Origin of the sequence: Gemmobacter megaterium (genome assembly GCF_900156815.1) — a bacterium.
Taxonomy (GTDB): domain Bacteria; phylum Pseudomonadota; class Alphaproteobacteria; order Rhodobacterales; family Rhodobacteraceae; genus Wagnerdoeblera; species Wagnerdoeblera megaterium.
In genome coordinates this window covers 1-9,723 of the sequence record NZ_FTOT01000024.1, presented here as the reverse complement: position 1 = coordinate 9,723, position 9,723 = coordinate 1, and the positions used below count along the sequence as shown (strand labels likewise).

The following is a 9,723-nucleotide window of genomic DNA, read 5'->3' as shown; positions in this document are numbered from 1 at the left end:
GATAGCGGGCAGGATCAGGTCTCGTCATCTCAGACCATTAACCCCATGGATTCCCCGTGTGAATCCTGCTCCCTGGGGACTTCTGCAACAAAGCCCACCGACAGATGCCCGGCGCGGTCTTCGCCGATGGGTTCCTTGCCGGAACCACGGGAATGCGTGCGCCGGTCTGAAATGCATCACCTCTTTGATCTGGCGCAAAGAATCCCCCTCCCCCTCGGCCTATCCCCTTCACCATGTCCTGCCGCCTCTCCCCTCTCTGGCTCCGTCTTTCCGCCACGATCCTCGTGGCGCTGAGCCTCGTGGTGGCAGGCCAGGCGAGGGCCGCGATGCCCTTCAGCGGCCCCCTGATGGCGGTCGAAATCTGCCATGATGCGCAGGTCACCACCGTCTGGCTTGATGCCGATGGCAAAGAACATCCCGCCCCGCAGGACTGCCGCGATTGCTGCCTTTGCGCCCTGCCCGTGCCGGTTCTTTCCAGCTCCGCAGGGGGCGCAGCGCCGCATGAGATTACCCCCACAGCCGCGTCGTGTCTGACAGAGCGCCCCGGCACGACCCTGCGGGATCATCAGAGCCCGCATGCCCGCGGCCCCCCAATGTCCCAATCCCAAAGAGCCAGCGCATGACCGCCCGCCGCCCGTTCCTCAGCCTTATCCTGCTCCTCGCCTGTTTGCTGCTGCCGCTCCCGCTGGCGGCGCAGACCGTGCTCTCAAAACTGCTTCCCGATCAGAGTGCCGCCGATCTGGTGCCAGGTGCCGATGCCTTCGGCCCGATCAGCGCGGACCTCGCAGTTGCCCCGGTGCTGAAGGGCGGCGAGACACTGGCCTGGGCCTTTGTCACCTCGGATTTCGTCGGCACCACCGGCTATTCGGGGAAGCCGATCCACACGCTGGTCGCGCTGGACAAGGACGCCAAAATCGCCGGTGTGAAGCTGGTGAAACATTCCGAGCCGATCGTGCTGATCGGCATTCCCGAGGCGAAGATCCAGGCGATGGTCGATGGCTATCTGGGCCTCGATCTCGTTGCCGAGGCGAAATCCGGTGGCACCGGCCATGAGGTCGAGATCATCTCGGGCGCCACCGTCACCGTGATGGTGATCGACGATTCCATCATCCGCTCGGGGCTGAAAGTGGCGCGTGGGCTTGGCCTTGGCGGCCTGGCACCCGAGGCCGCAGCGCAAGGCCCGCGCTTCGAGATCAACCCCGATGCGCCGGTTCCCTCCGGTTGGTCAGAGATGGAGGGAGACGGCACCCTGCGCCGCCTGTCGCTCGATGTCAGCCAGATCAATGCGGCTTTCGCGGCCAATCCCGATCCGCGCGCCGCTGAACGCGCCCTGACCGAGGCCCCCGCCACCACCTTTATCGAGATGCAGACCGCGCTCGTTTCCGTGCCCGCCATTGGCGAGGCGCTTTTGGGCGGGGCCGCCGATACCAATCTGAAAAACTGGCTGAAAGAGGGCGATCACGCCATCGCCGTGGTCGGTCGCGGCATCTACAGCTTCAAGGGTTCGGGCTATGTGCGCGGCGGCATCTTTGACCGTATCGTGCTGATCCAGGACGATATTTCCGTGCGCTTCCGCGACCGCGACCATAAGCGGATCAATGCGATCACCGCCGATGGCGCGCCGGAATTTGCCGAGATGGACCTATTCCGCATCCCCGCCGACTCGGGCTTTGATGCGACGAAACCCTTCCGCATCCAGCTGCTGGTGCAGCGCGCGGTCGGGCCGGTGGAGAAGGTGTTCCAGACCTTTGATCTGGGCTATCAGCTGCCCGCCGCCTATCTGCGCAGCCTTGCGCCCCCCGCGCCGCCGCCGGAAGTCGCGCAGGTCACGGACCGCGATGAGGCCCAGGCGCAGTCAGACCTGTGGAAACGCATCTGGCTGTCATCAAAGCTGGAAATCACCGTCCTCGGCGTGATGCTTCTGGTGCTGACCGGCGTCTTCTTCTTCCAGAGCTTCGCCGTCCGCAATGAGCGCCGTTTCTACATCTTCCGCATGGGCTTCCTCACCGTCACGCTGGTCTTCCTCGGCTGGTATGCCAATGCGCAGCTGTCTGTCGTGAACCTGATGGCGCTGTTTGGCAGCCTCGTCAGCGGCTTCAGCTGGCAGGCGTTTCTCCTCAGCCCGCTGACCTTCATCCTGTGGTTTGCGGTCGCCGCTGCGCTTTTGTTCTGGGGGCGCGGCGCCTATTGCGGCTGGCTTTGCCCCTTTGGCGCGCTGCAGGAGCTGACGAACCAGATCGCGCGCAAGCTGCGCATCCCGCAATGGACCCTGCCCTGGGGCCTGCATGAACGCCTCTGGCCGATCAAATACATGATCTTCCTCGGGCTGTTCGGGGTGTCGCTGATGAGTATCGACCAGGCCGAACACCTGGCCGAGGTAGAGCCATTCAAGACCGCGATCATCCTGAAATTCATCCGCGCCTGGCCCTTCGTGGCCTATGCCGCCGCCCTGCTGATCGCCGGTCTGTTCGTGGAACGCTTCTACTGCCGCTATCTCTGCCCGCTGGGCGCGGCACTGGCCATCCCGGCGCGGCTCAGGATGTTCGACTGGCTGAAACGCTACCACGAATGCGGCAACCCCTGTCAGACCTGCGCCAGGCAATGCCCGGTGCAATCGATCCACCCGACCGGAGAGATCAACCCGAATGAATGCATCAACTGCCTTCATTGCCAGGTCCTTTACCAGTCGGAAACCACCTGCCCTGTCGTGATCAAGAAGCTGAAACGGCGGGAAAAACTTGCGGAAAGCACGCCGCCCGATCTGGGCGCGAAACTCGGCAGGCCACCTGCCGGTCACCCGAATGCGGCCCGCGCAACCCCATCTGAAGTCTGATCGAAAGGAACCCGATCATGGATAAGACCGAACAAAAAGGCCTCAGCCGCCGCTCGCTCTTTGGCGCGACCGCAGGCTCTGTGGCACTGGCAGGATCGCTGCCGGGACGGCTGGCGCTTGGCATCGGCGGCATCGGCGCGGTCACGGCTGCGACCTCGGGCGCGGCGCTGGCGGCAGGGGCCGATGGCTCCATCGCGCCGGGCCAGCTCGATGATTACTACGGCTTCTGGTCCTCGGGCCAGGCGGGCGAATTGCGCATCCTCGGCATCCCCTCGATGCGCGAGCTGATGCGGGTGCCGGTCTTCAACCGCTGTTCGGCCACCGGCTGGGGCCAGACCAATGAATCGCTGCATATCCACCAGCGCACCATGAGCGAGAAGACCAAAAAGCACCTCGCGGCGAACGGCAAGAAGATCCATGACAATGGCGATCTTCACCACGTCCATATGTCCTTTACCGAAGGGAAATATGACGGCCGTTTCCTCTTCATGAACGACAAGGCCAATACCCGCGTGGCGCGGGTGCGTTGTGACGTGATGAAGACCGATGCGATCCTGGAGATTCCGAACGCCAAGGGGATCCACGGTCTGCGCCCGCAGAAATGGCCGCGCTCGAACTATGTCTTCTGCAATGGCGAAGACGAGGCACCGCTGATCAATGACGGCTCGACCATGCGCGATGTGTCGACCTATGTGAACATCTTCACCGCCGTTGATGCCGATGCCTGGCAGGTCGCCTGGCAGGTCCAGGTCTCGGGCAATCTCGACAATTGCGATGCCGATTACACAGGCAAATGGGCCTTCTCGACCTCCTATAACTCGGAAATGGGCATGACGCTCGCCGAGATGACCGAATCCGAGATGGACCATGTCGTCGTCTTCAATATCGAAGAGATCGAGAAGGCCATCGCCGCCGGTCAATATGAGGAAATCAACGGCGTGAAGGTCGTCGATGGCCGCAAAGAGGCCAAATCGCAATTCACCCGCTATATCCCGATCGCCAATAACCCGCATGGCTGCAATATGGCGCCGGATAAAAAGCACCTCTGTGTCGCGGGCAAGCTGTCGCCCACGGTCACGGTGCTGGATATCACCAAATTCGACGCGATCTTCTATGAGGGCGCCGATCTGCGCTCTGCCGTTGTGGCCGAACCCGAGGTGGGTCTTGGCCCGCTGCACACCGCCTTTGACGGGCGCGGCAATGCCTATACCTCGCTCTTCCTCGACAGCCAGGTGGTGAAGTGGAACATCGAGGACGCCATCCGCGCCTATGCCGGCGAGAAGGTCGATCCGATCAAACACAAGCTGGATGTGCATTATCAGCCGGGCCACCTGAAAACGGTGATGGGCGAGACGCTCGATGCCACCAATGACTGGATGGTGTGCCTGTGCAAATTCTCGAAAGACCGCTTCCTGAATGTGGGGCCGCTGAAGGCCGAGAATGACCAGCTGATCGACATCTCCGGCGATGAGATGAAGCTGGTGCATGACGGCCCGACCTTCGCCGAACCCCATGACGCGATTGCGGTTCATCCCTCGATCATGTCGGGGATCAAATCGGTCTGGGAACGCCAGGACCCGATGTGGGCCGAGACCCGCAAACAGGCCGAGGCCGACGGGATCAATCTCGACGACTGGTGCGAAACGGTGATCCGCGACGGCAATAAGGTGCGGGTCTATATGTCTTCGGTCGCGCCCTCTTTCTCACTGTCGGAATTCACCGTGCAGGAGGGCGATGAGGTCACCGTCATCGTCACCAATATGGATGAGATCGACGACCTGACCCACGGCTTCACCATGGGCAACCATGGCGTCGCGATGGAGGTGGGGCCGCAACAGACCTCTTCCGTGACCTTCGTCGCGGCCAATGCCGGCGTCTACTGGTATTATTGCCAGTGGTTCTGCCACGCGCTCCATATGGAGATGCGCGGCCGGATGTTCGTCGAGCCGAAGAAGGGCTGATCCGATGCGTCTCGCGGCCCTCTGCCTTGCCCTCCTTACCGCCCTGCCCGCGCTTGCGGCAGAGCGTGAGGTCGTGCCCGGAGCGGGCCGCTTAAGCGAAGCCATCGCCGGGGCTGATCCCGGCGATGTGCTGATCCTCTCTGACGGGGCCTATCCGGGCCCCGTCACCATCGACCGCGCGCTTACGATAAAGGGGCCGGAGGCGGCGGTGATCGACGGCATGGGACAGGGCACCGTCATCACCATATCCGCCGCCGATGTGGTGCTTGAAGGGTTCTCTGTCACCGGATCGGGGGCGGTGAATGAAGACCTCGATGCCGGGGTCAAGATCCTGAAAGGCGCCGACCGGGTGCAGATCCTCGGGCTGACGCTTTACGACAATATGCATGGCATCGACGTGCATGGCGGGCGCGATGCCCAGGTGATCGGCAACCGCATCACCGGGCGGCAGAATCTGCATATGAACGCGCGCGGCAACGGCATCTATGTCTGGAACAGCCCCGGCACGCTGCTTGATAGCAACGAGATCCGCTATGGCCGCGATGGTATCTTCTCGAATGCCAGCGCGTCGAGCATCTACCGGGGCAACATCATGCGCGACCTGCGGTTCGCGGTGCATTTCATGTATACGCAAAGGACCGAAGTTTCCGGCAATATCTCGATCGGCAACCATCTCGGCTTTGCGATCATGTTCTCGGATCGCGCGAAAATCCTGAACAATCTCAGCCTTGGCGACCGCGAACACGGGCTGATGCTGAACTATGCCAATAATGCCGATGTGACCGGCAATCTGATCCGGGGCGGCACCAAGAAATGCCTCTTCATCTATAACGCCCATAAGAACCTGATCTGGTCGAACCGCTTTCAGGGCTGCGGCATCGGCATCCATTTCACCGCCGGGTCAGAGCGTAACGTGCTGACCGGCAATGCTCTCATCGGCAATCAGAACCAGGTGAAATATGTCGGCACCCGTTTCATGGAATGGAGCCATGAGGGCCGCGGCAATTTCTGGTCCGACCATCCCGCCTATGATCTGAACGGGGATGGCATCGCCGATGGCAGCTACCGCCCGAATGATCTGATGGACCATATCCTCTGGTCCACGCCCTCGGCAGCCCTTCTGACCGGATCGCCCGCCGTGCAGCTGATCCGCTGGAGCCAGTCGAGCTTTCCCGCCACGATGCCAGGCGGCGTGACCGACAGCCATCCCCTGATGCAGCCGCTGGCCATCCCCGTCCCCCCCGCCGTTGAAGCGATGGAATCCGCCGTCGCTGCCCGCTGGACCACTGGAAACTACGATGACATCGACCCTGACGATCTCACATCTCACTAAACGCTTCGGCCCGGTCGCGGCGCTCACGGATGTCTCGCTGACGGTCGCCCCCGGCCAGCGCGTGGCGCTGCTTGGCCATAATGGCGCGGGCAAATCGACGATGATGAAGATCATCCTCGGGCTGATCCCGGCCAGCGAAGGCGAGATCTCGGTCTGCGGCTCGGCCCCCGGATCGGCGCAGGCGCGCGCCCAGGTGGCCTATCTGCCGGAAAACGCCGCCTTCCACCCTGCGTTGACCGGCGAGGAACAGCTGCGCCATTACCTGCGACTGCGAGGCGAGGCCCCGGGCCAGGCGCTGGACCTTCTGGCCCGCGTCGGGTTGCGTGATGCCGCGAAGCGCCGGATCGGCACCTATTCCAAGGGGATGCGCCAGCGCGTCGGCCTCGCGCAGACCCTGATCGGCCACCCGCGCCTGCTGGTGCTGGACGAGCCGACTTCGGGCCTCGATCCGGTCTCGCGCCGCGATTTCTATGCGCTCCTTGACGGGCTGGCCGCCGAGGGCGCGTCGATCCTCTTGTCCTCGCATGTGCTGACCGAGGTCGAGGCCCGCACCGATCAGATCCTGATCCTCGCGAAAGGCAGGATCGAGGCCGCAGGCACCCTCACAGGTCTGCGCCGCGAGGCGGAGCTGCCGGTCAGTTTCACGCTGACCCCGGCAGAGGGCTATGCGGAGAGCCTGATAGAATCCCTGACCGGGGCGCAGCTCCTCCCCTCCGGCCAGATCCAGATCAGTTGCCGCCAGGATGAGAAACTCGCGCTCCTCACCCGCGTCACCGGCTTTGGCCCCCGGATCACCGATCTGGACGTGACGCCGCCCAGCCTCGAAGACATCTATTCCCATTTCAGCCGGAGAACCGGGCAATGAGGCGCATCCTCTCTACCGCAGGGATCGAATTCCGTATCGCTTTGCGCAACCGCTGGGTGGCGATTGCGACCGGGCTGATGGTGCTCTTTGCGCTGGTTCTTGCCGCCGCCGGGGCCGCGCCCACGGGAGATGTCGGCGTTGACCGGCTGTCGGTCACCGTGGTCTCGCTGACCTCGCTCGCGGTCTATCTGGTGCCGCTGCTGGCACTTTTGATGAGCTTCGACGCCGTTGCGGGAGAGGTCGAGCGCGGCACCTTGCCGTTGCTGCTGACCTATCCCGTGTCGCGCGCCCGTGTCCTTGCGGGCAAGCTGCTGGCGCATGTGGTGATCCTCGGGATCGCCGTTACGCTCGGCTATGGTGCGGCGGCACTGGCGGCGTTCGCGACCGATCCCGAGGCGACACGCGGCCTGCCCGCGCTGATCCGGCTGATCTGGACCTCGGTTCTGCTGGGCGCGACCTTCCTCGGGCTGGGCTATCTGCTCTCGTCGCTGTCGCGCCGTCCGTCCGGGGCTGCGGGCCTTGCCATCGGGCTGTGGCTGGCGCTGGTGGTGCTTTATGACCTTGGGCTGCTGGCGCTGGTGGTTTCCGGGACTGCCTTCGCCACCGAGGCCCTGCCGGCGCTTTTGCTAGCCAACCCCGCCGATGCCTTCCGCCTCTTCAACCTGGCCGCCGCCAATTCGGTGGGGGCAGCAGGCGGCATGGGGGGCGCTGCCGCATCGATCCCGCTCTTGCAATCGGTGCTGTCACTGGCGCTCTGGCCCTTCGCGGCCCTTCTCCTTGCCGTAGCCGCCTTCAGAAAGGTCACGCCATGATCCGCCTTGCCCCCGCATTGCTGCTGGCCGCCTCCCTCGCGCTCAGCGCCTGCAAGGAAGAGGTCGCGCAGGATCTGACGCCGGTCGATATGACCGCCGAAACGCTTGGTCATTTCTGCCAGATGAACCTGCTGGAACATCCCGGCCCCAAGGCGCAGATCCATCTTGAGGGCCAGCCCGGCAAGCCGCTTTACTTCAGCCAGGTGCGCGACGCGATCGCTTACCTGCGGATGCCCGAGCAAAGCCTCCCGACGCTGGCGATCTACGTCAACGATATGGGCGCGGCCGGCGCGACCTGGGAGGTTCCGGGCAAGGGCAACTGGATCGCCGCAGAGGCCGCGTTTTATGTGCTGGGATCCGCGCGCGAGGGCGGCATGGGCGCGCCCGAGACCGTGCCCTTTGCCAGCCGCGAGGTCGCCGAAGCCTTTGCCAAAACCGAGGGCGGCGCTGTGCTGACCCTCACCGAGATCCCCGATGACGCGGTACTGGCCCCGGTCGAAATGGCCCCCGACCTGAACACAGCCGAGGACGGTGACGATGATTTCACCGACCGCCTGCGCGCCATCCACGAACATTGAAGGCATAGCCATGTCCCTGACCCGCCGCCGTTTCATCGCGATTTCCGCTGTCGCCGCCAGCCTGCCCGCCGCCCTCGCCGCGCGGCCTGAACTGCACTGGACCGGCCAGGCGCTAGGTGCCCGCGCCTCGATCCTCATTGACCACCCCGAGGCCGTGGCGATCACCGCCCGCTGCCTGACCGAGATCGACCGGCTGGAAAACATCCTCAGCCTCTACCGCACGGAAAGCGCCCTCTCGCGGCTGAACCGCGAGGGGAGGCTTGATGCGCCACCCTTTGAACTCCTCGACTGCCTCGCTCAGGCGCAGGCAGTTCACCGGGCCAGCGGCGGGCGATTTGACGTGACGCTGCAACCCTTATGGGCGCTCTGGGCCGAGGCCGCGACCGGAGGCCGCCGCCCGACGCTTCTCGAACGCCGGCACGCCCTGGCGCGGGCAGGCATGGAACGGGTGGAGATCACATCTGAACAGATCAGCCTCGCACCCGGCATGGCCATCACGCTGAACGGCATTGGTCAGGGCTATGTCGCCGACCGGGTGGCCGCGCTGCTGGAGGCCGAAGGGCTGACCAATATCCTGATCGACACCGGAGAACACCGCGCATTGGGCCCGCGCCCCGATGGCAACGCCTGGCCGATCCGGGCGCCTGGCCGTGATGCCACGATCCCGCTGACCGCCCGCGCGCTGGCGACATCAGCCCCGCTTGGCACCACATTCGACGCGGCGGGCCGGGATGGTCACATCCTTGATCCAGGGACCGGAGCGCCTTCGGCATCGACACTGGCAAGCATATCCATCTCGGCCCCGACCGCCGCGCTTGCGGATGCGCTGGCGACTGCGGCCTGCCTGACCGAAGATGAAGGCGATCTGGCGACTATGCTGGCGGCCTTCCCGGATTGCCGGGCAGAGGCAGCATTATGGAGCTGATCTTGCAGAGTTTTCTCTGCCACATGCGCCCCCGCGCCAAGAGGTCGCAGGCGGATATGTTGAAATTGCCCGCGCCTCTGGCGTAGGCTCAAAGGGTCCGGCAATCCCTGCCGGGCAGACGTTCTCAGGGCGGGGTGCAATTCCCCACCGGCGGTAAATGCGAGACCACGCATAAGCCCGCGAGCGCCCGTCCGATTGCGGCGGGGTCAGCAGATCCGGTGCGATTCCGGGGCCGACGGTATAGTCCGGATGAGAGAGAACGCATCACGTCCCCGCGTCACCCGCCTGTCCTGGCGGGAGTGCGGGCGATGTCATGCGACCGGCTTTGTTGCAGAAGTCCCCAGGGAGCAGGATTCACACGGGGAATCCATGGGGTTAATGGTCTGAGATGACGAGACCTGATCCTGCCCGCTATC

General features: G+C 64.1%; 7 protein-coding genes and 1 riboswitch. All 7 genes read left to right on the top strand.

The window, feature by feature from the left end:
* Positions 1 to 619: 619 nt before the first annotated feature.
* The 7 genes from BW970_RS19855 to BW970_RS19825 are packed head-to-tail and all read left to right on the top strand — an operon-like array spanning position 620 to position 9,307.
* Positions 620 to 2,833, top strand: coding sequence for a NosR/NirI family protein (locus BW970_RS19855; protein WP_076534650.1), 2,214 nt, complete (start codon positions 620 to 622; stop codon positions 2,831 to 2,833).
* A 17-nt stretch (positions 2,834 to 2,850) separates the two neighbouring features.
* A complete protein-coding gene (gene nosZ / locus BW970_RS19850; RefSeq protein WP_076534648.1) occupies positions 2,851 to 4,794 on the top strand; it encodes a TAT-dependent nitrous-oxide reductase in 1,944 nt (647 codons plus the stop codon).
* Between the two features lie 4 nt (positions 4,795 to 4,798).
* Entirely contained in the window at positions 4,799 to 6,127 is a 1,329-nt protein-coding gene (locus tag BW970_RS19845) for a nitrous oxide reductase family maturation protein NosD (RefSeq protein WP_076534646.1), read from the top strand.
* On the top strand, positions 6,093 to 6,992 hold the full coding sequence (locus BW970_RS19840; protein WP_076534644.1) for an ABC transporter ATP-binding protein: 900 nt from the start codon (positions 6,093 to 6,095) through the stop codon (positions 6,990 to 6,992). Before BW970_RS19845 ends, BW970_RS19840 begins: the two co-directional genes overlap by 35 nt.
* Positions 6,989 to 7,804, top strand: coding sequence for an ABC transporter permease (locus tag BW970_RS19835; RefSeq protein WP_076534642.1), 816 nt, complete (start codon positions 6,989 to 6,991; stop codon positions 7,802 to 7,804). The genes BW970_RS19840 and BW970_RS19835 overlap by 4 nt, the downstream gene beginning before the upstream one ends.
* On the top strand, positions 7,801 to 8,382 hold the full coding sequence (locus BW970_RS19830; protein WP_076534640.1) for a nitrous oxide reductase accessory protein NosL: 582 nt from the start codon (positions 7,801 to 7,803) through the stop codon (positions 8,380 to 8,382). The genes BW970_RS19835 and BW970_RS19830 overlap by 4 nt, the downstream gene beginning before the upstream one ends.
* 10 nt (positions 8,383 to 8,392) lie before the next feature.
* Positions 8,393 to 9,307: an FAD:protein FMN transferase gene (locus tag BW970_RS19825; RefSeq protein ID WP_083701405.1), complete on the top strand. Its 915-nt coding sequence runs from the start codon at positions 8,393 to 8,395 to the stop codon at positions 9,305 to 9,307.
* A 116-nt stretch (positions 9,308 to 9,423) separates the two neighbouring features.
* Positions 9,424 to 9,572: riboswitch (FMN riboswitch) on the top strand.
* Positions 9,573 to 9,723: the final 151 nt, after the last annotated feature.

Excerpts from the sequence above, each read along its gene's own strand:
- nosZ (WP_076534648.1), top strand. The coding sequence starts at position 2,851 with ATGGATAAGACCGAACAAAAAGGCCTCAGCCGCCGCTCGCTCTTTGGC.
- BW970_RS19855 (WP_076534650.1), top strand. The coding sequence starts at position 620 with ATGACCGCCCGCCGCCCGTTCCTCAGCCTTATCCTGCTCCTCGCCTGT.
- BW970_RS19835 (WP_076534642.1), top strand. The coding sequence starts at position 6,989 with ATGAGGCGCATCCTCTCTACCGCAGGGATCGAATTCCGTATCGCTTTG.
- BW970_RS19830 (WP_076534640.1), top strand. The coding sequence starts at position 7,801 with ATGATCCGCCTTGCCCCCGCATTGCTGCTGGCCGCCTCCCTCGCGCTC.
- BW970_RS19825 (WP_083701405.1), top strand. The coding sequence starts at position 8,393 with ATGTCCCTGACCCGCCGCCGTTTCATCGCGATTTCCGCTGTCGCCGCC.
- BW970_RS19840 (WP_076534644.1), top strand. The coding sequence starts at position 6,093 with ATGACATCGACCCTGACGATCTCACATCTCACTAAACGCTTCGGCCCG.
- BW970_RS19845 (WP_076534646.1), top strand. The coding sequence starts at position 4,799 with ATGCGTCTCGCGGCCCTCTGCCTTGCCCTCCTTACCGCCCTGCCCGCG.